This is a genomic window from Helicobacter sp. CaF467b (genome assembly GCF_022664765.1).
Taxonomy (GTDB): Bacteria; Campylobacterota; Campylobacteria; order Campylobacterales; family Helicobacteraceae; genus Helicobacter_D; species Helicobacter_D colisuis.
Genome location: NZ_JALAIY010000001.1, coordinates 215,134 through 240,031, shown reverse-complemented (window position 1 = coordinate 240,031; position 24,898 = coordinate 215,134). Strand labels below are relative to the sequence as shown.

Below are 24,898 nucleotides of genomic sequence, written 5' to 3'. Positions count from 1 at the left end.
TGTAAAAGTTACCTAGATATTCTATAATTTATTTAATTAAATTATCTTAAATTTCTCTTTCACATTCAAATAGCCAAATTAACAAATTTTTAATTTACAATAAGAAAAATTTAAATATCAACAACCCCAAGCAACATAAGCTTTATTCTCTAGTAGTTATCGCAGATTCTACTTTGGCTTTAGCCTCTTTGTTCCGTAAGATAATCTCCAAAATGCCTATTTTATGAGTAATAGAAGCGATTAAGGCTAAATTTTCTTCGTGTTCTTGTGTATTGGTATAGCCTCTTAGGCGAGTTTGTGAAAAAAGCTAAAATTGTAAGGAATCTTCCAAATATGGGTAATTTGCTTACAAATTATAACTCATTAATATATTGTTGCTTGTAGTTGTATTTGAGATTAATGCCTGTTGAAATTTCACCAATCTTAATGGCATCTTCTAAATAATAATCCAAACGCAAAAGCAATATTTCTAATTCTTTGCGAAATTTCATTTTTGTAGATTTATTATGAAAAATTTCATTTCTTGCCTGTCTAATTTGACTAAGTTTAGTTAGCAAATGTTCTTTTGTGCCATAACATGGCAATTCTTCCCCTTTATAAATTTTTTTATCTTTAAAAATAGGTGCAAAAATATCCCAATGAGAGCTAATAATATCTTCCAAATCTCTAAGATAAAAACAATCAAAAATCTCCCAAGAATTTTTAGCTTTTTTATTTTTTAGATGTTTTTTTCTTATTTGAAGAAGCTTGGTAACGATTTTTGGGTTTGAAGTTTGATCTATAAACCACGAATCGCCATTATCTTTATTGTAAAAATTTGCAATTTTAACACACAATGTGCTACGCAGTGCATTTTCAAAACAATGCAAGAGCAAAAAATTAGCTTGATGTGTTTTGATTCTTTTTCTATATAATTGCATGATAAATTCATATAAGTCATCTTTTTTATATTTTATTAGAGCTTTTTCTGCTTCCCTGCAAGCACCCCATAAATAAGCAAAATGCAATACACTTAGCGCTTTTTTCATACGAACTTCAAAGTTTTTATTTAATAAATTTGGAAAATCACAAAACAAAGCCTTAATCTTTTCATATTCAAGATTCTGCAAAGAAAAACCCATTTTTACACCTTTATTTAATTTTCTTTAATGTTTTGTCTGCTACAATTCCGCCAGTTTAGAGGGCTAACCTGCCGATAGTTGTGGGGTACTCCTAGCGAGAGGCTGCTCTAAATTCCCTTATTATAATTCTCGCCACTTATTTTATCTAAAAGTTTAGTTTTATTTCTGCACACCACACAAAAGTTTTAATTCATTAATCTTTAACTTCAACAAACCAAGCATTTTACAATCCTATGGATTTAAAAATCCATAGAATGTTTTATAATTCCGTTTTTAGCACGGCACCATTTGCGGCATTGCTTACAAGCAAGGAGTATCTTTTCAATCATTTGTCTGTAATATTTTTAAGCATTATAGCACATTTGGAATCTTCACAAATTCCCCAAAGCTAGAATCTAACACACATGATTCCAAACTCCTTTGCGAAAAGAGATACCGCCCATCGCACACAAAGCCAAGCTCTTGCCAATTTACCTCATTAAGTCTTGTGCAGAGATTCTCTAAATTCTTAGAATCTACCCTAAACTTTGGGAAAATAGCCAAGATTGAGCCATCATAAGCCTTGCAAGAATGGAGGAAAAAGGGCTTTTTATTGCGTGTTTTAGCATTGACATAGATTCTAGGTAAATCACTTTTGTAATAATCTCTACCCCATTCCCACCAATTTGTTTCATCAAATTTCTTGATTCTTCGCTTTAATAATGCTTCCTTATGTTTCTGTAAAAATGCCAAATCCCTGCCATAGATTCCATATATCATCTTGCGTGTTTTGCCACTTTTAGCACTCTGTGAATACACAAAGTCCATATTGCCAAATTCCTCATTCACAAAGAGAGAATCTGCCCCACTCACTGCCCCGACTTTGACAAAAAAGAGGCTAGAAAAAGGAATGGTATAGCTGTTTTTGGTAAAGAGTAGTTGCCCATTTATGCAGGAAAACTGCCTCAGACAATTAGTATTACGAGAGAAATCTCCCTTTTCAAACCGCCATATAGCACAATTTGGCTGTGCAGATTCAAAAATCTTTTTATCTCCTAAGTCTAAAAAGTCCGTAATGCTACCTTGCGAAAACAGAAACTCATTGAGTTTCATACTAGCCGTGCTTTTTAAAAAATCTCTAGGCGTGATAAAGATAAGCTCACCGCCCTCCTTAAGATGTAACACACATTTATAGATAAAAAAGAGATAAAGATTAGAGCGAGAATCAAAAATATCACTATATCTACTAAGCAAAAACTTAGTAGATTCTACTATATCTTGATACCGCACATAAGGGGGATTGCCAATAATGGTATCAAATTTTTCACTCACAGGATAGGAGAAAAAATCAGTATTTAAAACATTAGAATCTGCTATCACATTAGAATCCAATTCGATAGCAATTTTATTTTGTGGTAAATGTTTAAAAAATGCCCCATTACCACAGCTTGGCTCTAAGAATCTTGGATTTTTCATTTTTGTAGTATTTTTAATAAGCCCTAGCATATCACTCACGATATGTTGTGGAGTAAAAACCTGCCCCAGATTTGCTACATCAAGATTCATAGAAATACTTTCTAAACGAGAGGTAGGCATCAGCTCTTAATTTTAGTGATTCCTCAAAAGTGGTTAAAATAAACTCTTTTGCTTGTGTGAAATCCCTATGGATATGATTGCGATTACTATCCCATTTTGCTTGAAAGGGTAGATTATTGCCATTTGGATTGATAGATTCTAAGCCCTTAAGAGAGGTAGCAAAAACATCGTTAGGATTGTCTTTATTGATAATCAAAAAATAATAATCCGCAGTGTTTTCTTGTAGATTTTCACTTAAAGTTTTAAAATAATTTTCCCAAGATACACCATTATTAAATGGCGGAATCTGTCCTGTAAGGGCATAATAGATTCCAAGTTTGCAATTAAGATTATCCGCAGTTTTTGTCGTGCTAACCTTAATATTTACAGGAATAAAAATCTCATTTTCACTAAAACTAAAATCCACCCAATCTCGCATATTAGGGCGATTAATACTAAAATTTTGATTTAAAAGAGTAAAAATTTCATCTTCATTAAAGGCAGAATTTATGCGTCCATCACGATTTTGGATACTTAGAGTAAAATTCTGTGTTCTTAAAAAATCCACCATTTCAAGAAGCATTTGAGGTAACATTGTTTCTCTTTACAGCTCTATTTTTAGTACCGCACCATTTGCGGCGTTGCTGACAAGCAAAGAGTAGCGTTTGAGCCATTTGCTTGTGATGTTTTTATTCTGCATAATTTTCTTTGCCAAGTCTTGCTCTAGCCATTTTGCCCGCCTAGATTCTAAAGTCTTAGAATCCACAACCAAATTTAGCTCTCCGCGTGAAACAGAAATCTCTATCTCATCGCCATCTTCAATAAGCGCGATAAGCCCTCCCTCTGCTGCCTCTGGGCTAATATGCCCGATACACGCCCCACGCGTCGCTCCGCTAAAGCGCCCATCAGTGATAAGTGCCACGCATTCGCCTAGTCCCATTCCCATAATCAAACTTGTAGGGCTTAGCATTTCTTGCATTCCCGGACCCCCTTTTGGACCCTCATAGCGGATAACCACGACATTGCCACTTTTTACCTTGCCACCTGCTATGCCTTTAATCGCTTCAGCTTGGGAATTAAAACAAATCGCTTTACCCTTAAATTCTTTCATAGATTCTGCTACAGCTGCCACTTTAAGCACGGCGCCTTGCTCTGCGAGATTCCCAAAGAGAATCTTTAGCCCACCAACTTGTGAATAAGCATTTTCGTTAGTATGGATAATGTGCGTATCAGTGATTTCTTTGCCCTTAATTCTTTCGCCTAAAGTCTCTCCTGTAATCGTTAGGGCGTCTAAAAATAAAGTTTGTGTATCTCGTTTGGCTACTTCATTCATCACCGCACTTACACCACCTGCACGATTAATATCTTCCATATGCACACTGCTAAGTGCTGGAGCGATTTTGGCGATATGCGCGACATTTTTGGCAATGTCATTAATATTTTGAAGGTTAAACTCTACCTCTGCTTCTTTCGCAATGGCTAACATGTGCAACACCGTATTTGTGCTTCCCCCCATTGCCATATCCACAACAAAGGCATTATGCACAGCTTTGTGATTTAAGATATTGCGGAATCTAAACTGCTCACTCTTTTGAGAATCTAGGGCAATTTCTACAATCCTCCTTGCAGCCTTGCGTAGTAGCTCCTCCCTCTGAGGCGTTAGTGCTGGGATTGTTCCATTACCCATCAAGGCCACACCCATAGCTTCACAAAGCGTATTCATAGAATTTGCCGTAAACATACCACTACAACTTCCGCCACCAGGACAGGCGTTGCATTCTATTTCGTGTAAGCGTTTTTCATCGATTTTGCCACTTTCAAACGCACCCACTGCCTCAAAAGCAGAATTTAGATCTAGCACGCTTCCATCGCTTAGCTTCCCTGCCATCATCGGTCCGCCACTTACAAAAATCGTTGGCACATTGACACGCAATGCCCCCATAAGCATACCAGGCACGATCTTATCGCAATTTGGAATGCAAATCATCGCATCTAGGCTATGCGCATTCATCACCGTTTCGATACAATCAGCGATTAACTCACGACTAGGGAGGGAATACAGCATACCATTATGTCCCATAGCAATACCATCATCCACGCCAATAGTATTAAACTCAAATGGCACACCACCAGCTTTGCGGATTTCCTCCTTGATAATCTCTGCGTATTTGTTTAAGAAAAAATGTCCGGGAATAATGTCTATATAACTATTTGCCACACCAATAAAGGGCTTATTAAAATCCTCGTCTTTTAGCCCTGTGGCACGCAATAAACTCCTGTGTGGTGCCCTTTGATAGCCTTGTTTGATAATATCACTTCGCATCGCATTCTCCTTTAATTGTTGATTAATATACTAGAATCTTTGGGTGAATAATAAACATCTAACCGAAAAGAAAAAACAAGCATCTCATTTTCTTTTTCAATATGGAGGGGAAAATTAAATCGCACAATTGCATTAAAACTTTGCACCAAATCTAATGCACTCTTTAATTTCTCTATTCCTTTTAATTTTCCACTTACAACATAGCGTTGTTTTAAATACTCACCCTCTCTTATTGGCTCACCATCTTGCACAACTCCAGAAGTATCAAAGATAATTTTTAACTTCTCTTCAATCTCTTGTTGTGTAATAGGAGTCTCAAAGGCTCTTATAATTTCAATATTTTGTTTTTGATAATCTAACAATTCTTGTTTTTGAGAATTATGTTGATTTTGAATTTGATTTAAAGCAAAGATTTCTTTTCTATAATTAGTATTTGTTGTCTTAAAGACTTCTAGCTGTGGCTTGATAATAGCTATAAAAATAAGCGCCACCAAGAAAAAATAAAACACAAAAAAGAAAGTATTTCTTACCCAATCAATCTGTGCAAAAAAAGCTTTCATTGTGCTTGCTCCTCTTTATTCAACTTACTCACAGAGACAAAATTATACCAACCATTAGGCAATAAATAAAAATCCGCCCTGCTTTGATGAAAGATGGAGCGCAAAGGAACTTCAAGCAAAAAAGTGTAAATTTGTTTTGAGGGAGTTGCGCCATACAAAACAAGTTGGTATTGTTCCATTTGAACCTTATTTAGAGTGATTTGCTCTGGAATCAAATCAAACAAATTCTCCACACTCTCTTTTAGCATTGCGTTTTGATTGGCGATAAATTTTCCAAACTGCACCCTTTGTGCTTCTTGGTCTCTAATTTCTTGAAATTTTTTGATTTCATCTAAAGCTGTTTGCTGTGCTTGTAATGCTTCTGTTGTTTTTATTTCCATAAAATACCCTTGAATCTTCAAGGTAACTACAAAACCAACAAAGATAAAAAGCGTCAAAAAAATATAACCCCACCAAATGCGCGAAACTTTTTTTAGCAATGTTTTTTTATTGGGTGAGACAAAACTATAATTCATTACACTTCCCCCCTTGCTTCAAAAAATCGATAAGTTTCAAAACCCAATTCAACTAGTATTTCTGCAATATTGCAAGGCATAATTTTCATCTCTAACATTGTAAAGTTTTGAATTTGTTTGAGTGTCTCTTCTGAAATATTATTAGGATTAAAAAGCACGATTTCACTAATGAATTCGCTCTTATAAATATCATTACTATAAAATTCACTCATCGCAGATTGGATAAATTTAGTCGCCATATTTACCCTTGCAAAATCATCTAAATCATCATTGCCTTTCTCTAAGTTTTCAGTCTTTTCTTCATCTTCTTGTTTATCTTCGCTCCTTAAAATTTCAATAAGCTCATCATCCCCTTTTTCATTCTCTAAACCTACATCCCCAATCTCACTAAGCTCTTGTTGAATATCTTTTGTAATATCCATCTCTTCTCTGCCATCTTGTGTAAATGAATTTTTTACAACCTTTAACTCTGAATCAATCTCGCTCTCTAAGGCATAATAACCGCCAAATAAGACTCCGCTATTTGATTTTGTAACAATCATAGTCATATTAGAACGCTGAAATAAAATATAAAGTTTGCAATGATCTTCTTGAAAAGTGTCTTTAGCCAAATGATAAAGCACCAAAAAAGGTGAGATAATAAAATCCACCCCCAATTTCGAAAATCTTTTTTTTGTTTCAGTAATACCTTCTTTAGAAATATACACTGACCAGCCATCATTAAAGCTTTTTTTTGCAACCTCATCAACATTGATTCCATATTGATTAAAATCTTCTTTGCGACTAGTGTTAATTGCACCTTGAATAATAGAAGAAGGAAGGGTTGTAATATAAGTAAATGGATTTTTTGCATAAATTTTTCTTAAAAACCAAATTGCTTGTGCAGGTAACTCCCCAGGAATAGTCTTGAAATTTTTTGTCTGTGTGCGTATATGCTTACCACCTCGATAAAACTTCACAACAATATTACAATTTTTGTTGTCAATTTCAATCCCAACAATCACTGTGGGAAAAAAATGGTGGATGATTTTTGCAAGATTCATTTTTATTTTAACCTTAATGCTTCTTTTATTTTCTATATAGTATGCAATTTTGTCTTAAATAATAGAATTTTCTCATAAAAATTTTACACTTTTAAATTCTAAGAATCCCCAAGATTTTCTATGGATTTAATAGGCTTAGAATCTTCTAGCACCAACATACTCATATGCATTTTATGCCCCATATTCGGATTTTGTAAAAACTTAATACCTTTTTGCACCATCAAACCACCAAAAATTACAATGGCTATTGCAGCTAGATTCATCAAAATTTTTCTAAAATTTGACTTATAAAAAAGCGTGTTAGCTAGTATTCCAAACAAAAATAAAGGAAAAGTCGTCGCAATCCCAAAAACTAGCATCACAAGCATAGCATTTATAACATTAGCACTCCCAGCTGCACTAAACAAAAACGCATACACAAACCCACAGGGCAAAAGTCCATTTAATAACCCTAGCAAATAAATGCTCTGTGGCGTTCTTAGATTTAAAGCTGTTTGAAAGCTTTTTTGATACCATTTGGAATTTTGCAAAGAATATTCTAATTTTGTCAAAAATTGCATTTTACCAAAAAGAGACAATCCTGCTAGAATCATAGCAACCCCCGCAATTAGAAACAAGATTCCACGCAAGGTAGCATTAAAACTAAACATACTCCCTAAAACTCCTACAATCGCCCCTAAAATCACATAAGTAGTTATACGCCCCAAACTATACAAAATATGATAAAGCGCCAAAGTCCCTTTACTAGTTATCCCATTATTAGTTAATTTTCCACTATAAGCCAAAACAATGCCACCACACATTCCAATACAATGACCAAAACTACCAAGTAAAGCTACTACAAAAAGACCAAACAAACCTGCATATTCCATAAATATCCTTACTCAATTCAAGAAGCTTTAAACTTTCTCCCACACACAACCCTCAAAAGTATCCATAATCTCAATCCCCATTTTGCGTAATTCCTCTCGAATCTTATCGGCTTCTGCAAAATCCTTTTGTTTTTTTGCTTCACTCCTCTTTGCTATTAAAGATTCAATCTCATTTTTCTGCTCTTCACTCACTCCAAGCTGAAAATACGCAAAAGGATTCTTGCCACCAACTCCCAAAAGTCGCTCTATTATCGCTAAATTCCCAGCAATCATTGGTGCCTTATCTTTTTGCTTTTTATCCAAAAGCTCATTTGCCTTTGCTACAAATTCATCCACCACGCTCAAAGCTCTTGAAACATTTAAATCATCATTTAAAGCTTCCAAAAACGATTCTCTAAACTCACAACATTCCCCTTCATCAACTTTTTGGATTGGATAAATACGCTTTTTCAAACGATAAATTCTATCTAAGCGCTTCTTAGCTGCTAGTAAATCTTCTTCTGCAAAGTTTAATCCAGCACGATAATGTGTCCCTAAAAGATAGAATCGCAAAATTTCACCATCATAATTTTTTAATGCATCTTTGATAAAAAAGCTATTCCCCAAAGATTTTGCCATTTTTTCACCATTAATAGTCACAAATCCATTATGAATCCAATACTTTGCGATAGCTTGATTATCCGCACAACGCGTTTGAGAAGCTTCATTTTCGTGGTGTGGGAAGAGCAAATCTGCTCCACCCCCATGAATATCAATAGCATATTCCCCACTATAAGCGAGGTGTTTTTTAATCATAGCTGAACATTCAATATGCCACCCTGGACGCCCTTTGCCAAAGGGAGAATCATAGCCAATATCACCAACTCCCTTATAACTTTTCCACAAAGCAAAATCTCTTGCATCTCTTTTTTGTTCGCTATTTTGAATTCTGCTTTGTGTTTCAAGTTCAGCAATTCTCCCGCTTAAAGAGCCATATTGCAAATCTTTCTCCACTGAGAGATAAATATCTCCATTAGGTGTTTGATAAGCAAAACCTTTTTCTAGTAATTCCTCAATCATCGCACAAATGCTCTCTAAACTCTCTGTAGCTTTTGGCTCAATATCAGCTCTCTCCACTCCTAAAGCCGCCATTTCATCAAGATATTTTTGCGTATAAGTTTGTGTAATCTCCGTAACACTTAAGCCACTTTGTAAAGATTTATTAATAATCTTATCATCAATATCGGTGAAATTTTTTGCAAAAAGCACTTCATAGCCATTCTCTCTTAAGATTCGGCGCAACAAATCAAAAACAATCGCACTCCTTGCGTGTCCCAAATGTGAATCATCATACACCGTTGGACCACAGACATAAAGCCTTACTTTTGGGGGATTAATGGGGGAAAAATCCACCTTTTCTTTCTTGATGCTATCATAAATTTTAAGCTGCATTCGCTACTCTCTCATTTGGAATGTAATTTTGGATTAAAACTCATAAGTATAGCAAATTTACTCTATAATTGTTGTAAATCAACAATCCTTAAAGCGTTTTCATAATCTTAAAAATAAATTTTGTAGTGTGAAAATAAAAAAGCAATAAAAAATCCTAGCTAGAATTTTTTATTAAAAAGAAATTCTAGTATATAAAGAATATTTTCTGACATTCCTTTTTTTGTCTATCAAATAAATTCAAGCAAACTCCAATAATCCTTAGTAAAATTTACAAAATATGTCAAAATTTTAAGAAAATTAAATGTATAATTAACTTCGTTATTTTTGCAAATATTTTACACTTAAGGTCATTGATCTAATGAAACATTTAAAGATTAAACTTTTTATTTTTACTTTATTTTTTAGCCTTACTGCATTTGCCTTACCCTTTGGAAACAAACTTATTGTTCCCATTATTGAGCTTGATTCTGAACATTTTGCTTATGTCCCTGCATTTGATTTGAAAGTCGGTGAGAGCGGAGAAATTATTCGTTGGTTTGATAAGGATCACTCTGGAATCATAGCAATGGCTGCAGTCGTAGAAATAAAAGACAATAGAGCAAAAATAGCCTTTGAACCTTTTGTAGCACTAGAACAAAAAGCTTTTCCTACTCCACTTTTAAAACCACAAAAAAACGATGAAGTTATTTTTCGTAGCTTCAATGATCGCGCCTTTTTAATCGCGCCCACTCAAGATATTTATGAAAAAGTCAAAAATACTTATCCTGAGATCACTTGGCTCCATCCTGATTTATTTGCTGCTTATTTAATGGATGTTGGACACACCGCACCTGTGAAGGCAGATTTTAGAAAAGTATGTTCCCAATACGCTACTGGGGTTGTTTATATTGTTAATCTCAATGAAGGACAAGCCCTAGATTGCCAAACCTTTAGTCTTATAAAAAAGGATTATATCACTGGAAGAGCCCCTATTAAAGAAAGAATGTTGCCCTTTTTCTCTCGTATTGGAACCACCAATCAAGAATGGTTTTCTTATTTGATTAACGACAAAAGAACACAAGATTACTATATCTATTTTGATGCTTTAATCAAGGGGGAAATCAAAGATAGCGATGCGACTTTCTTTGGTAGAGTTACGAACTATTTCAGCCAAAATCTTAAAGATATTTTTTAAGGAATCCACAAAATGACAGAGCAAAACATTCTTGACTTACAAAAGATTGTTGGAAATGAAGATTGCTATAGCGACAAGGCACATTTGACTGCTTACTGCTATGATGCTACCAAAGACCGCAAATATCCTGAATGTGTTGTATTTCCACACAATGAAGAAGAAGTAAGTAAGGTATTAAAATATTGTAACACACATAAAATACCAATCGTTCCACGCGGTGCTGGAAGTGGATTTACAGGAGGTGCTTTAGCCATAGAGGGCGGGGTGGTATTGGCTTTAGAGAAGCATATGAACAAGATTCTAGAAATTGATATGGAAAATATGGTAGCTAGAGTTCAACCGGGCGTTGTGAATATGCAACTCCAAAAGGCTGTAGAAGCTGTCGGATTGTTTTATCCACCTGATCCTGCAAGTGAGCATTACTCTACACTAGGTGGCAATGTTAGCGAAAATGCTGGGGGAATGCGTGCAGCCAAATATGGAATCACCAAAGATTTTGTGATGGCTTTACGCGCTGTTTTACCTAATGGTGATATTATTTGTGCAGGCAAAAAAACCATCAAAGATGTAGCAGGTTATAATATCGCAGGAATCCTAATTGCTAGTGAGGGGACTTTAGCAGTCATCACTGAAATCACCCTAAAGTTACTTAGCAAACCTAAACACAAGCAAAGTGCTATGGGTATTTTTCCAAGTATTCAAGCCGCAATGAATGCTGTTTATAAAACAATGGCAAGTGGAATCACGCCTGTAGCAATGGAATTTTTAGACAATCTTAGTATTAAAGCCGTAGAAGAAAAATTTCACAAAGGTTTGCCTACTGATGCAGGAGCAATTCTTATCACAGAAGTAGATGGAAATTTACCCGAAGAGATTGCATATCAAATTACCAAAATTGAAGAAAAATTCTATGAAAATGGTGCAACCCAATTCATAAAAGCAACCAATGAGCAAGAAGCAGCTGATTTATGGTTTGCAAGAAAAAATGCGAGTCCAAGCATTACAATTTATGGCAGCAAAAAACTCAACGAAGACATTACCGTGCCACGCTCCAAACTCCCAGAATTATTAGAGAAGATTCAACAAGTCTCTCAAAAATATGGCGTTGTAATCCCTTGCTTTGGGCATACAGGTGATGGAAATGTGCATACAAATGTTATGGTAGATGGCTCCAACCCAGAAGAATTAAAAAAAGGACACAAAGCCATTGAAGAGATTTTTAAAATCACCATTGATCTTGGTGGCACACTAAGTGGAGAACACGGCATTGGCATTTCCAAAGCTCCTTTTATGAATCTTGCATTCACTCAAGAGGAAATGAATCTCTTTAGATCAATCAAAAAAGCCTTTGATCCAAATAATATTTTAAATCCAGGTAAAATGGCACTATGAAAGAGAATTTCATTTTATTACAAAACAAAAATTTAATAACTAAAGGTATCCTATGATTTATGATGTGCAAAAAATACGCGAGATTCTACCCCACCGCTATCCTTTATTGCTTGTAGATAGAATCACAGCAATCACCCCTAATCAAACTATCGAAGCTTACAAAAATGTTACTATAAATGAAGAAGTTTTTAATGGACATTTTCCTGTGCAACCTATTTATCCGGGTGTTTATATTATTGAAGGAATGGCGCAAGCAGGTGGAGTGTTAGCCTTTGTGAGTATGTTTGGAGAAGAATCAAGCAATAATGGCGATAAAATCGTGTATTTTATGAGTATCGATAAAGCCAAATTTAGAAATCCTGTTATCCCAGGTGATAGACTAACTTATAAGCTTGAAGTAATCAAACAAAAAGGTGGCATTTGGGTCTTGCAGGGCTATGCTTATGTAGAAGAAAAATTAGTAGCAGAAGCTGAATTAAAAGCAATGATTGTCGATAAAAACAAAGAAGGGGCAAACAAGTGAGTATCGCAAAAACTGCTAAAATAGCCCCAAGTGCAATCATAGAAGAAGGGGCAGTGATTGGAGAAAATGTTGAAATTGGGCATTATTGCATTATTGGCAAGAATGTTAAAATCGGAGATAATTCAAAGCTATACAATCATGTAACAATCTTAGGCAACACGACTTTAGGTAAAGGCAATACAATTTTTCCTAATGCAACCCTAGGCACAGAGCCCCAAGATCTCAAATATCACGGCGAACCTAATGAGCTTATTTTTGGCAACAACAACAAGATTCGCGAATTCACAATGATCAACCCAGGAACTGAAGGTGGTGGAAGCAAAACCATTATTGGAAGCAATAATTTATTAATGGCATATGTGCATGTTGCACACGATTGCATTATTGGAGACCACTGCATTTTGGCTAATGGAGCCACACTAGGTGGGCATATTGTTATGGGAAATCACATTAATATTGGTGGATTAACACCCATACATCAATTTGTTAAAATTGGAGATTATGCGATGATTGCTGGTGCAAGCGCACTTTCTCAAGACATTCCTCCCTTTTGTATGGCAGAGGGGAATCGTGCAGTAGTTAGGGGACTTAATCTCCACCGCCTAAGAAAAAACTTTGAACATCATCAAGTAGATAAGATTCATTCTACTTATAAGCGCCTATTTTTTAGCAACCAACCCATCAAAGAAATCGCCCAAGAAATCTTAGATGAGAATCCAAAGGATGAAAATGTCATAAAAATGTGCCATTTCGTTCTTAATTCTACAAGAGGAATCCCATTTATAAGGAAAAGCCTATGAACGAAAGAATCTGTGATTTTTGCAAATCAAAAGAATCTCACAAAAATCCTTTAATCACTGGAAATAATGTCTGCATTTGCAAAAATTGCATCATTGCTTCTTATAATCTACTTTTTGGCACAGAAAATCATTTAGAAGAAACCAAAACCGATCAAGAAATGGATTTAAAGGTCATACCACCCAAAGAACTAAAAGCGATTCTTGATGATTATGTAATCGGACAAGAAAAAGCTAAAAAAGTCTTTAGTGTTGCAGTGTATAACCATTATAAAAGAATTTTACAAAAACCAAAAGAAGGCGAAACAGAAATCTCCAAATCCAACATATTGCTTATTGGACCCACAGGAAGTGGAAAAACACTGATGGCACAAACACTAGCTAGAGCGCTTAATATCCCTATTGCAATCTGCGATGCCACAAGCTTAACAGAGGCAGGATATGTGGGAGAAGATGTAGAAAATATCCTAACAAGACTCTTGCAAGAAGCCAATGGTGATATAGAAAGGGCAGAAAAAGGGATTATTTTTATTGATGAAATTGACAAAATTTCAAGACTTTCTGAAAATCGCTCAATCACGCGCGATGTTTCTGGCGAGGGTGTGCAACAAGCACTTTTAAAAATTATCGAAGGAAGTGTTGTTAATATCCCGCCAAAAGGGGGCAGAAAACACCCCAATCAAGATTTTATTCAAATCAATACCAAAGACATTCTTTTTATCTGTGGCGGTGCTTTTGATGGATTAAACGAAATTATTGAAAGGCGCATTGGAGGCAATGTTCTTGGATTTCATCACCAAAAAAATGCTAAAACAGAATCAAAGAATCTACTTGATGAAGTAGAACCAGATGATCTAGTGAGTTTTGGATTGATTCCTGAGCTTATTGGGCGTTTGCATATGATTGCAACTTTAGATGAAATAACTAAAGAAGCAATGGTAACTATTCTCCAAAAACCCAAAAATGCACTAACCAAACAATATCAAAAACTTTTTGAGCTTGATGATGTTTTATTAACTTTCAAACCAGAAGCCCTAGAAGCCATCGCTAAACTAGCTATTCAAAGAAAGACTGGTGCAAGGGGATTGCGCTCAATTATGGAAGAAATTATGCTAGATATTATGTATGAATTGCCAGAACTTAAAGGGTATGAAGTCATCATTACTCAAGAATTGGTGTCCAAAAAAGAAAAACCCATACTTATCAAACAGAAAAAAAACAAAAAAAGTGCTTAATTTACAAAAGAGAGGGAGAAATGTTATTAGATAAAATAATTGGTTGGTTTTCACATGATATTTCAATTGACTTAGGAACTGCAAATACAATTGTTATTGTAAAAGGGCAAGGTGTCATTATCAATGAACCTTCTGTAGTAGCTGTAAGAAATGACAGATATGGCAAAAATAAGATTCTAGCAGTGGGACATGAAGCCAAAGAAATGGTAGGAAAGACTCCAGGTAGCATCTTAGCGGTGCGACCTATGAAAGATGGTGTTATTGCAGATTTTGATATGACCGAAAAGATGATTCGTCATTTTATAGAAAAAGCTCACCGCAGAAAGGCTTTAATGCGTCCTAGAATTATCGTTTGTGTCCCCTATGGTTTAACAGGCGTAGAACGCAAAGCCGTTAGAGAATCAGCTATGAGTGCTGGAGCTAGAGAAGTATTCTTAATCGAAGAACCAATGGCTGCTGCAATCGGAGCTGGATTGCCTGTTAAAGAGCCAAAAGGTAGCTTAGTAGTTGATATTGGGGGTGGAACAACAGAAATTGGTGTAATTTCACTAGGTGGTTTGGTTATTTCAAAATCCCTAAGAACTGCTGGAGATAAGCTTGATAATGCCGTAGTAGATTATGTAAGGCGCAAATACAGCTTACTTATTGGTGAGCGAACCGGTGAAATTATCAAAATAGAAATCGGATCTGCAATTAGCCTTGATGAACCTTTAAGTATGCAAGTCAAAGGGCGTGATCAAGTAAGTGGATTACTCAACACTATCGAGCTTACAAGCGAGGATGTCAGAGAAGCAATGAAAGAACCACTAAAAGAAATCTCCAATGCCCTAAAAGATGTTCTAGAGCAAATGCCACCGGATTTAGCTGGAGACATTGTTGAGAATGGAATCGTTTTAACCGGCGGTGGAGCCCTCATTAGAGGACTTGATAAATATCTATCCGAAATTGTAAAACTTCCTGTGTATGTTGGCGAAGAGCCACTTTTGTGCGTTGCAAAAGGAACTGGTAAAGCACTAGAAGAAATTGATATTCTTCAACAACTTTCCTATGAGTAAAAAATGAAAAAACTCTTCCTTTGGATACTTTTTATTCTTATTGTTTTCTTTCTTTCTACACAAGTCTCCAAAGGATTGCACTCCAAGCTTCTTTACCTTAGCGATGGAGTTAAAATTGGCATTTTAAACCTAAACCAAAACATTACCAATATCATCACAAGACACTTTAACCAAGCAGAGCAAATCAAACATCTAACTAATGAATTAAAAAACAAAGAAAGTTTGCAATACTCCCTTAACTCTTTAGAACATAGATACAATGCCCTCTTAGAACTGCTCCAAGCTAGTAATTTTGAATCGCCTAATTTTCATCTTGTCCGAACGATTTCTTATGCACGCCTCAATGACTACACAAAAGTTTGGCTCCAAGGCGATAACAAAATTATCTCCCAAGATAAAGAGGACAAAATTTTTGGGCTTGTTATAAACAATCAAGTTGCAGGGATTGCGATTTTTAGAAACAATCGTTTAATGGGCTTTTTAAATGGCGATGAACAATGTAATTATAGTGTGATTATAGGAGAAAACAAAGCCCCAGGAATCGCAAAATACGATATTAACAAAGGCTTTATTGTGGATTATATTCCACCCTATCCAAAAATAAAAGCAGGGGATGTAATAAAAACAAGTGGTTATGATGGGATTTTCTACCCTGAGATTCCTATAGGAGAAGTCCAATCCGTAGAAGAAAGACAAGGCTATCAAATCGCTATTATTAAACCCTTCTTAAAAGAAATATCACAATTTTATTGGCTCATTAACGCCAACCAAGAAAAAGATATTCAAGAACAAACCGATAATCTTCTTAATTTTAATTAATTTTCTTGCATTTCAAGAAATAATCTGTAAAAAAGTGATAAAATAATGAACTTTAAAAGTCAATTTTTTCTTAAACTTGCCAAGATTGACTCTTTAAAAGTTTTTAAAAGTTAAAAATAATCTTATTTTTAACACATTTCTTTAGGAGGATTAAGTTGGAAAAAGAAGAGCTCTTGCTTCAAAAAGCACAAAAAAGATTAAAAGAGATTAGTAAATTCCCAGCCTTAAAAGAAGGAAGCAGCATTAAAAGAATGTTACAAGAAAAGGGAATTTCAAGAAGAGATTTTCTAAAATGGGCAGGTGCGATGACTGCAATGCTTTCACTTCCCGCAAGCTTTGCACCGCTAACTGCAAAGGCTGCTGAAGTAGCTGATCGCTTACCTGTCATTTGGCTTCATTTAGCAGAATGCACCGGCTGCAGTGAAAGCTTACTTAGAAGCGATGGACCAGGTATTGCAAGTTTAATTTTTGATTATATCTCTTTAGAATATCACGAAACCATTATGGCAGCTTCTGGCTTCCAAGCCGAACACAATCTTCAATCAGCTATGGAAAAATACAAAGGTCGTTATGTTTTAATGGTAGAAGGTGGCGTTCCAACTGCACTAGAAGGGCAATATTTAACCATTGGAGCACACGGCAAAACAGGTTTAGAAACTGCTAAGGAAGCAAGTGAAAATGCAGCAGCTATCTTTGCAATTGGAACCTGTTCTAGTTTTGGCGGTATTCAAGCAGCTAATCCAAATCCTACTGCTGCTAAACCACTTAGTGCCATTACTAATAAGCCTGTTATCAATGTCCCAGGCTGTCCTCCAAGCGAAAAGAATATTGTTGGAAATGTGATTCATTTTATTTTGTTTGGAACCTTGCCAAGCCTTGATGCTTTCAATCGTCCTAAATGGGCTTATGGACTTAGAATCCACGATCTATGTGAGAGAAGAGGACACTTTGATGCAGGGGAATTTGTTCAAAACTTTGGCGATGAGGGAGCCAAAAATGGATATTGCCTTTATAAAGTTGGTTGCAAAGGACCTTACACTTTTAATAACTGCTCCAAACTTCGCTTTAACTCCCACACAAGTTGGCCAATTCAAGCAGGACACGGCTGCATTGGCTGTAGCGAACCAAACTTCTGGGATACTATGGGACCTTTTGAAGAACCACTTGGAAACAAAGTCTATAATGTCCCTTTCTTTAGTGGAAAAGATAGAACAGCAGACAATATCGGAATCACACTATTAGGGGTTGCGGCAATTGGTATGGCAGCACACGCTGTTTTATCTAGTATGAGAAAAAATAAAGACTAATTCACAAAGGGGAATAAATGACAAAAAGAATTATTGTTGATCCTATTACAAGAATCGAAGGACATTTAAGAATCGAAGTCATTGTTGATGAAAATAATGTCATCACTGATGCTTATTCAAGCTCGACTTTGTGGAGAGGTATTGAAGTGATTGTCAAAAACCGCGATCCCCGAGATGTTGGTTTTATGGTGCAAAGGATTTGCGGAGTTTGCACCTATTCTCACTACAAAGCAGGAATCACAGCCGTTGAAGATGCTCTAGGTATTCAAATCCCTTTTAATGCCCAAATGGTGCGAAGCCTTATGAATGTTTCTCTTGTGCTACACGATCATTTAGTGCATTTCTATCACCTACACGGATTAGATTGGTGCGACATTACTAGCGCTCTCAAAGCTGATCCCAAAAAAGCTTCAGAACTTGCCTTTAAATATGTTAAAAACCCTATTGCAACAGGCGAAGATGAACTTAAAGCTGTGCAAGAAAAAGTAGCAAAATTTGCAAGCGCCAAACAAGGCTTAGGTCCTTTTGCAAATGCTTATTGGGGGCATAAAACTTACCAATTCTCACCAGAACAAAATCTCATTGTGCTTTCTCATTATCTAAAAGCGCTTGAAGTACAAAGAGTAGCTGCGCAAATGATGGCAATCTTTGGAGCAAAACAACCACACCCACAAAGCTTAACCGTTGGTGGAGTAACTTGTGTAGCCGATATTTTAGATCCTTCAAGGCTTGGAGATTGGCTTACCAAATACAAAGAAGTTGCCGATTTTATAAATCGTGCTTATTATGCTGATGTAGTAATGGCAGCTGAAGTCTATAAAAACGAACCCAGTGTGCTTAAAGGTTGTGGCGTAAAAAACTTCCTAAGCTATGCAGAGATTCCAGTCAATCGCAATGAGACACTTTATAGCAGCGGAATCGTTCGCAATGGAGATATTTCAAAACTCATCGAAATCAACGAGGAATTAATCACTGAAGAAGCAACACATTCGTGGTATCAAAACAACAAAGCCCTTCACCCCTATGATGGAGAGACAACACCTAACTATACCGGCTTTGTAGATGCTGATACAATCGGACCTGATGGCACTCCGATAAAAACAAAAGCTCTAAACTTAGATGGAAAATATAGCTGGATAAAATCTCCTCGCTACAATGGTGAGTCTATGGAAGTTGGACCTTTGGCTGCTATCGTTGTGGGATTAGCAGCTAAAAATCCAAGAATCACAAAAATTGCCACCCAATTCCTAAAAGACACTGGTTTGCCTATTGAAGCGCTTTTCACAACTTTGGGCAGAACAGCAGCAAGACTTTTAGAATGTAAGCTTTCTGCAGATTATGGAATTGAAGCCTTTAACTCTCTAGTTGAAAACCTAAAAACCGGCGATCAAGCTACTTGCGCACCTTATGAGATAGATAACAACAAAGAATACAAAGGGCGCTACATCGGAAATGTTCCACGGGGTATGCTAAGCCACTGGGTTAGAATCAAAGATGGAGTGGTTTCAAACTACCAAGCAGTCGTTCCAAGCACTTGGAATGCAGGACCAAAAGATTCTAAAAATCAAATGGGACCTTATGAGGCTTCCTTAGTGGGCATTAAGATTCAAGACATTACTCAACCTTTAGAAATTATCCGCACAATCCACTCTTTTGATCCTTGTATTGCTTGTGCGGTGCATTTAATGGATACTAAAGGTAACGAAATTGGACAATATAAAATTGACCCAATCGCGATGAATTGCAATATCTAAAGGGGGCATATTATGGAAACAAAATACAAATCTGTCCTTGAGTTTTCAAAACTAACAAGGATATTTCATTGGATTCGTGCTTTGGCGATTTTTGCGCTTATCGCCACAGGTTTCTACCTTGCCTACCCTTTTTTAAGTGCCAATCCAGATTATGAGATTTATTCTCTATCAAGAATCTGGCATATATCCATCGGATTTTTACTTATTGCAATTTCAATCTTTAGAATCTACCTCTTTGTTTTTACAAAAGAATGTCAAATGGAGCGTCGCTCATTTTTAGATCTCATTAACCCAATAGTATGGTTTCAGATTCTAAAAACCTATCTTTTGCTTGGGGGACATCCGCACAACAAAGGCTCTTACAATCCTTTGCAGCTTGTAACCTACATTGCCATAATGATTCTTATTATTCTCATCTCGCTAACAGGGCTTATTCTCTATACACATGTTTATCACCAAGGGCTTGGCGGTTTCCTTATGCCAATTATGAAGCCCCTAGAAGTGCTTTGTGGCGGGATAGCAAATGTCCGCTTGATTCACCACATTTTGACTTGGGCATTTATTATTTTCATTCCTATCCATATTTATATGGCAAGCTGGAATGCAGTGAAATTTCCAGGTTCAGGAATCGACACAATCGTAAGCGGACTAAGATTTGAAAAAGATGAAACAAATCAATGAAGATTCTCATTTTAGGCATTGGAAATATTCTTTTTGGCGATGAGGGGATTGGAGTGCATCTCTCCAATTTTCTCAAAGTCAATTACACTTTTAGCGGTGAGCATTCACTAGATATTATTGATGGCGGAACGATGGCGCAGCACCTAATCCCCATTATCACTCAATATGACCGCGTTTTAATCTTAGATTGCATTGATGCTGATGATGCCAAAATCGGAGATGTGTATTTTTTTGACTTCAGTGCCATCCCAGATAATATCACTTGGGCAGGTAGCGCACACGAAGTAGAAATGCTACAAACACTAAAGATGATTGAAATGTTAGGCGACTTGCCACCCACCAAAATCCTAGGTGTGAAGCCTGTCGTTATCGGAAGCGATCCAACATTTGAATTATCTCCTGAAATTCTAAAAGCGGCTAAAACAATGGAAACACAAGCTATCAAATACCTCCAAGAGCTAGGAATCAAAACCAACCCAAAAGATCAAAAAACCCAAAAAGATTTACAAGAAATCGCAAATCTCTCTTACAAAGGCTTTTAATTTGCTACTTGCACTTGACTTTTTACTTATCCAAAATTTACAAAATTTAGAAAAAATCAAAAACTTTCTTTGCAAAACACTCACCCAAACCGCCCATACTTTTGAGCTTGAAACACAAATACTCCAAACTGATACAAGCTTCACACTAGAAGCCAAAGGAGAGGAGCAAAACCTATTAGATTTCACAAACGCTTTATCTACAAGTCTTCCACTCTCTTTGCAATGGACTTTTAAGGAGCTAAGAATCTTAAAAGCGCTCTCCCCCACCCACTCTCTCCCAAGCCCACAAGAATCATCAAACCTACTCACCCCGCTTGAATTAGAAAAAATTACCCAAAAAGATTCAAGCACTTTTTGTAATCTATGGGAAAGTTTCATTGACTTCACACCCCAAAAAGTTACTTTTCTAAAAGACAATCAAAAACTCCCCCTAAACAACCCAAAAGAACTCCAAGAATCACTCCAATACCTAAGCACACTTCTTAAAAATAAACAAAGTATTTTTCTAAAAACTCCCCTAGGCAAAAAAGAAGTCATTCTCTTTGATGAAAATAATCCACCAAAAATTCAATCCCCCTACATTTTTGTGCCATTTTGTCTAAACAATGCCCAATCCCTCTTTAAAATTAGCACTGAAGAATGCCAAGCATTAGCCACGCTAGAAAAGCCCCTCATCACACTCAAGCCCAAATCCATTCTCAAAGCGCTTTTTCCGACACACGAAGTGCCTTGTATTCTCCCCTTTGATCCTATTTTGTTACTACTAAGCAAATTCTTAGAATCCCACAGCGGCTTTTATCTCATAGAACCTAGCCAAAAGCTAAGTAACGGAATCTGCCAATTTTTCAAAACTGATGACACTCCACTAGAAATTAGCGTTGGTAAAAACTCCCTTATTTTAAAACATCATTTTAAAGCCACTCCCACCACAGCCACTTGCCCAGAACTTCTAGCCTTTAAAAACACGATAAAATCCCAAAACTTAACCCAAACAAATGCGCTCTATCTAGGCAAGCACCCAACGCATTTTATGCTCTATTTTAACCAAAGCTTCAAAACCCCTATAGAATTCACCCTCCAAACTAACCTAGCCCAAATCCTAGAGATTCTAAAAACCCAAAACCCCACCACCCAATCTTTGCTAAAAAACTTCACCAAAGCTAATGAAACTCTCATCTCACAGCTAGAATCACTCCCCCCACACGATAGATTTTCAAGCAATCTCTTAGATTTACTAGGCTTGTGCGCTATCTTGCTAGATTTACACGCACCCTTTCCCTTTACACCAAACTTTGATTCAAATCTCAAAGCCGCTACAAAAGCACTCTTGCAAAAAGCAGGGGAATTTGTCGGTGCCAAAGGACCACGTATTGACTTTAGATTAGAAAAAGACAAGGAAGGCAAAATCTACCTTGACACTCTACGCACCTTGCGATCAGTAATGAGCTTCAAACTCGCAGGAGTGGAGAGCGAATTGCTTTGTTTTGGCATTTTAGATTCGATGGCAGAATTCTTTGCTAACCTAAGTCGCGATATGGAGGAAAACTATAGCACAAAAGGCATCATCATCTGCGGAGAAATGTTTTTAAACAAACAATTCCTAGATCAATTCATCCACTATCTCCCAAAAGATTCTGAAGTGCTTGGCTGTGAAATAATGGACTTCATCTAAGCCCACGCATTCCAAAGCTACCATTTAACTTCCTACCTTACTCCAAGCACTTCAAATCCACTCAAAAAATAATTTAAATCATAAAACATAAATATTTTTAAATTTAAGCAAAAAATAAGGGGGGGGGGGCATAATAGTGGGGCATTTTTTTTTTTAAAGGAGAATGAATGAAAATTTCAATCGCAGCAAGTCGAGTTTTGACAAGCTTAGGTGTAGTCGCTGCTTTATCAAGCAGTGCTATTGCAGCCCCAGATACTGTTAATAAGACAGACTTTACTACAAAGTTTAAAGAAAACACAACAGGAAATTGGGAATACAAAAACACAGCTAATGATTTAACTCTTAGTGTTGATCCAACATCGGTAACCACAGGTGAAGGCACAAATATAGAACTTAATAAGCTTACTATTAATGCTAACTCATTTACTGGAGATGTTGCCGTAACACTAGGTGGAGCTGAAAATCCACTCAATCCAAAAAATCCACTTGCAGACACTTATTCTTTTAACATTGATACTAAAGGTGATGTTAAACAAAATGGTGCAACCAATGTTTATCACAACTCTAGCATCAAAAGCAGTGAAGGAGCAGTAACTTTTGGTGGTGCAGTAAATGTTGAGGGTGCAAACTTAGATATTACAAGCAAAACAGGGACTGCTTTTAATGGTGTGCTTAATGCATTAACTATTAGCAACAAAGGAAATGTAAATGTTACAGGTGATGCTAATCTTGGAACAGGTGCTGTAACAATAGAATCTGGTAAATTAAATGTTACAGGAAAGCTAGCTTCAAATGGTAACAATTTCACTTTTGGTTCATTAGATAATAGCTGGAATAATAACAATCAAGGAATCTACGCAAAAGGAGATGTAACACTTAACAATGGCACATTAAATATCCAAAGCAGTGATTTGCCACTTGGACAACTCAATCTCATCACTTCTGGTGGAAAAATCACCAATACAGCTACATTGGGCAGTGTTAGTTTTGCACAAGATGTTTCTGAATATCTAAGCAACCAAAGCCTTCTAGCTCCATATCTTGATACTGGTAATTATGATTTAATACCTATTGACGCTAAAACTCAATATGGCGCTTATCTTGATTATCAAGTTAAACTTTCTACAGACAACAAAACCCTTTATGTAGATGGGCAATTAACAGATGCTTTCAAAAATGCTTTCAACAAAAATCAAGATTTTACTAATCTTAAAGGCCTTGCAACTAACCTTGTAAATGCAGAATCAACAAATATTACTGCAGCACAAGGCGTATTAGGCACAGCACAAACAAATGTTACTGCTACAAAAACAGGCTTAGAAGGTCAGAAAACCACTGCTGAAGCTACAATTAAAACAGCAGAAGCAGATAAAGCTAAAGCAGAAAAAGAACTCGCAGCAGCAAAGGATGATGCAGCTAAAAAAACAGCTCAAGGTAAAATCGATGCTGCAAACGCTACTATCACTGCGCAACAAAAAGAACTTAACCAAATCACAAGCGATCTTAATGCCGCTACTGCTCAACTTAACGCCATTGAAGCTGCTATTAAAGATTTAACAGAGAGAAACACTGCATTTACAAAGCTTCAAACTGAAATTCAAAATTTACAAGATGGAACTACTGATGCTGAAAAAGCAAAAAAACTCAATGAGCTTAAAAACCTTATGTTAGAAGCTCTTGCACCTAGCATTAATACAGGGGATTATTCATTAGCTAATAGCATTCTAGAAGCAGTAAAAACTCGCACAGATTATACTATCTTAGGTGGAATTGTGCTTGGTGGTATGAATGATACACTCACCCCAATCGTTTCTGCAACTAAAGCTTCAGGAAACACAGGTGAATCACTTGGAATCTTATCTAGTATTGCAGGCTCTAATATTCACAATCAACAAGTAATGCAAGTAATTACTAACCAAAGATTCTTTAAAGACACAAGAGATGCCGCTAGAAGTGCTACAAGCTTTGCAGATGCTTCTTCATCAGCAATGACTGCAGTTAATGTTTCTAATGATATGGCAATTGGTTCTAGAATCGCAAGAGCTAACAATCCATTCCAATCACTTTCTAAAGAAAGATTTGCTTCTATCCAAAGTGATGCGCCTTATAAATACTATGAAACTTACAATGCAGCAGTATGGGCAAATGCTTTTGGTGGTGCTAATATCATCGATGGAGAATCAGGTGGTGTATATGGAATTAGCGTAGGTGCTGATAGCAATTTAACTGATAATGTTTTAATTGGTGCTTATTTCACTTATGCAAATGCAGAATTACAAGACAAGCTTTTAAAACAAGATTCTGATAACTTCCAATTGGGTATTTACTCTCAAATCAAAATTGCTCCAACTTGGGAATTAAACTTAAAAGCTTATGGACAATTAGGCAAAACTGATCAAGATGTTACAAGCATTGCTGGTATCAACACTTCAGACTTTGATCAAAAATTCTTTGGATTGAGTGCAAATGTAGGTAAAGTATTTGATTTTAGTAATAGCTGGTTTGTAAAACCATTTGCAGGAGTAAAT

Annotated in this window: 22 protein-coding genes; 13 read left to right on the top strand and 9 right to left on the bottom strand. The window is 36.2% G+C overall.

The features are described from left to right. Positions 1-353: 353 nt before the first annotated feature. The 9 genes from MKD52_RS01195 to cysS all read right to left on the bottom strand — a co-directional run bounded on the left by MKD52_RS01195 (position 354) and on the right by cysS (position 9,419). Positions 354-1,121 carry a CAAX protease gene (locus MKD52_RS01195; protein WP_242098975.1) on the bottom strand — a complete coding sequence of 256 codons (768 nt, stop codon included), beginning with the start codon at positions 1,119-1,121 and terminating at the stop codon, positions 354-356. Positions 1,122-1,472: 351 nt separating this feature from the next. Beyond that, positions 1,473-2,696, bottom strand: coding sequence for a class I SAM-dependent methyltransferase (locus tag MKD52_RS01190; protein ID WP_242098974.1), 1,224 nt, complete (start codon positions 2,694-2,696; stop codon positions 1,473-1,475). After that, the gene (locus MKD52_RS01185; RefSeq protein ID WP_242098973.1) at positions 2,656-3,270 is read right to left on the bottom strand and encodes a restriction endonuclease; all 615 of its coding nucleotides are present in this window, start codon (positions 3,268-3,270) and stop codon (positions 2,656-2,658) included. Before MKD52_RS01185 ends, MKD52_RS01190 begins: the two co-directional genes overlap by 41 nt. A gap of 9 nt (positions 3,271-3,279) precedes the next feature. Further along, the gene (gene ilvD, locus MKD52_RS01180; protein WP_242098972.1) at positions 3,280-4,998 is read right to left on the bottom strand and encodes a dihydroxy-acid dehydratase; all 1,719 of its coding nucleotides are present in this window, start codon (positions 4,996-4,998) and stop codon (positions 3,280-3,282) included. An 11-nt stretch (positions 4,999-5,009) separates the two neighbouring features. Next, positions 5,010-5,558, bottom strand: a complete 549-nt coding sequence (locus MKD52_RS01175) for a hypothetical protein (protein WP_112057940.1) — start codon at positions 5,556-5,558, stop codon at positions 5,010-5,012. After that, positions 5,555-6,073 (bottom strand): hypothetical protein, encoded by a 519-nt coding sequence (locus tag MKD52_RS01170; protein ID WP_242098971.1) that lies wholly within the window; start codon positions 6,071-6,073, stop codon positions 5,555-5,557. The genes MKD52_RS01175 and MKD52_RS01170 overlap by 4 nt, the downstream gene beginning before the upstream one ends. After that, positions 6,073-7,116, bottom strand: a complete 1,044-nt coding sequence (locus MKD52_RS01165) for a hypothetical protein (protein WP_242098970.1) — start codon at positions 7,114-7,116, stop codon at positions 6,073-6,075. The genes MKD52_RS01170 and MKD52_RS01165 overlap by 1 nt, the downstream gene beginning before the upstream one ends. Positions 7,117-7,214: 98 nt before the next feature. Beyond that, on the bottom strand, positions 7,215-7,988 hold the full coding sequence (locus MKD52_RS01160; protein ID WP_242098969.1) for a sulfite exporter TauE/SafE family protein: 774 nt from the start codon (positions 7,986-7,988) through the stop codon (positions 7,215-7,217). 27 nt (positions 7,989-8,015) lie between these two features. Beyond that, positions 8,016-9,419, bottom strand: coding sequence for a cysteine--tRNA ligase (gene cysS / locus MKD52_RS01155; protein ID WP_242098968.1), 1,404 nt, complete (start codon positions 9,417-9,419; stop codon positions 8,016-8,018). 358 nt (positions 9,420-9,777) lie between these two features. Between cysS and MKD52_RS01150 the strand changes: the two genes are divergently transcribed. The 13 genes from MKD52_RS01150 to MKD52_RS01090 form a co-directional block, all read left to right on the top strand. Further along, positions 9,778-10,593, top strand: a complete 816-nt coding sequence (locus MKD52_RS01150) for a plasminogen-binding N-terminal domain-containing protein (RefSeq protein ID WP_242098967.1) — start codon at positions 9,778-9,780, stop codon at positions 10,591-10,593. Positions 10,594-10,605: 12 nt separating this feature from the next. Beyond that, positions 10,606-11,985 carry a glycolate oxidase subunit GlcD gene (gene glcD / locus MKD52_RS01145; protein ID WP_112057946.1) on the top strand — a complete coding sequence of 460 codons (1,380 nt, stop codon included), beginning with the start codon at positions 10,606-10,608 and terminating at the stop codon, positions 11,983-11,985. A 55-nt stretch (positions 11,986-12,040) separates the two neighbouring features. After that, on the top strand, positions 12,041-12,508 hold the full coding sequence (gene fabZ, locus MKD52_RS01140; protein ID WP_242099887.1) for a 3-hydroxyacyl-ACP dehydratase FabZ: 468 nt from the start codon (positions 12,041-12,043) through the stop codon (positions 12,506-12,508). Next, positions 12,505-13,308 (top strand): acyl-ACP--UDP-N-acetylglucosamine O-acyltransferase, encoded by an 804-nt coding sequence (gene lpxA, locus MKD52_RS01135; protein WP_242098966.1) that lies wholly within the window; start codon positions 12,505-12,507, stop codon positions 13,306-13,308. The genes fabZ and lpxA overlap by 4 nt, the downstream gene beginning before the upstream one ends. Next, on the top strand, positions 13,305-14,540 hold the full coding sequence (gene clpX, locus MKD52_RS01130) for an ATP-dependent Clp protease ATP-binding subunit ClpX (RefSeq protein ID WP_242098965.1): 1,236 nt from the start codon (positions 13,305-13,307) through the stop codon (positions 14,538-14,540). The genes lpxA and clpX overlap by 4 nt, the downstream gene beginning before the upstream one ends. Before the next feature lie 20 nt (positions 14,541-14,560). Then, positions 14,561-15,595, top strand: a complete 1,035-nt coding sequence (locus MKD52_RS01125) for a rod shape-determining protein (RefSeq protein WP_112057950.1) — start codon at positions 14,561-14,563, stop codon at positions 15,593-15,595. 3 nt (positions 15,596-15,598) lie between these two features. Then, complete coding sequence (gene mreC, locus MKD52_RS01120; protein WP_242098964.1) at positions 15,599-16,414, top strand: rod shape-determining protein MreC; 816 nt, start codon at positions 15,599-15,601, stop codon at positions 16,412-16,414. 155 nt (positions 16,415-16,569) lie between these two features. Next, positions 16,570-17,721, top strand: a complete 1,152-nt coding sequence (locus MKD52_RS01115; protein ID WP_242098963.1) for a hydrogenase small subunit — start codon at positions 16,570-16,572, stop codon at positions 17,719-17,721. A 17-nt stretch (positions 17,722-17,738) separates the two neighbouring features. After that, positions 17,739-19,475: a nickel-dependent hydrogenase large subunit gene (locus tag MKD52_RS01110; protein WP_242098962.1), complete on the top strand. Its 1,737-nt coding sequence runs from the start codon at positions 17,739-17,741 to the stop codon at positions 19,473-19,475. A 12-nt stretch (positions 19,476-19,487) separates the two neighbouring features. Next, the gene (cybH, locus tag MKD52_RS01105) at positions 19,488-20,156 is read left to right on the top strand and encodes a Ni/Fe-hydrogenase, b-type cytochrome subunit (protein ID WP_242098961.1); all 669 of its coding nucleotides are present in this window, start codon (positions 19,488-19,490) and stop codon (positions 20,154-20,156) included. After that, positions 20,153-20,698, top strand: a complete 546-nt coding sequence (locus MKD52_RS01100; RefSeq protein ID WP_242098960.1) for a HyaD/HybD family hydrogenase maturation endopeptidase — start codon at positions 20,153-20,155, stop codon at positions 20,696-20,698. The genes cybH and MKD52_RS01100 overlap by 4 nt, the downstream gene beginning before the upstream one ends. A 1-nt stretch (position 20,699) precedes the next feature. Then, positions 20,700-22,370 carry a protein hydE gene (locus MKD52_RS01095; protein ID WP_242098959.1) on the top strand — a complete coding sequence of 557 codons (1,671 nt, stop codon included), beginning with the start codon at positions 20,700-20,702 and terminating at the stop codon, positions 22,368-22,370. A 167-nt stretch (positions 22,371-22,537) separates the two neighbouring features. Beyond that, positions 22,538-24,898: autotransporter outer membrane beta-barrel domain-containing protein (locus tag MKD52_RS01090; protein WP_242098958.1), on the top strand; the 2,361-nt coding region annotated here is incomplete at its 3' end.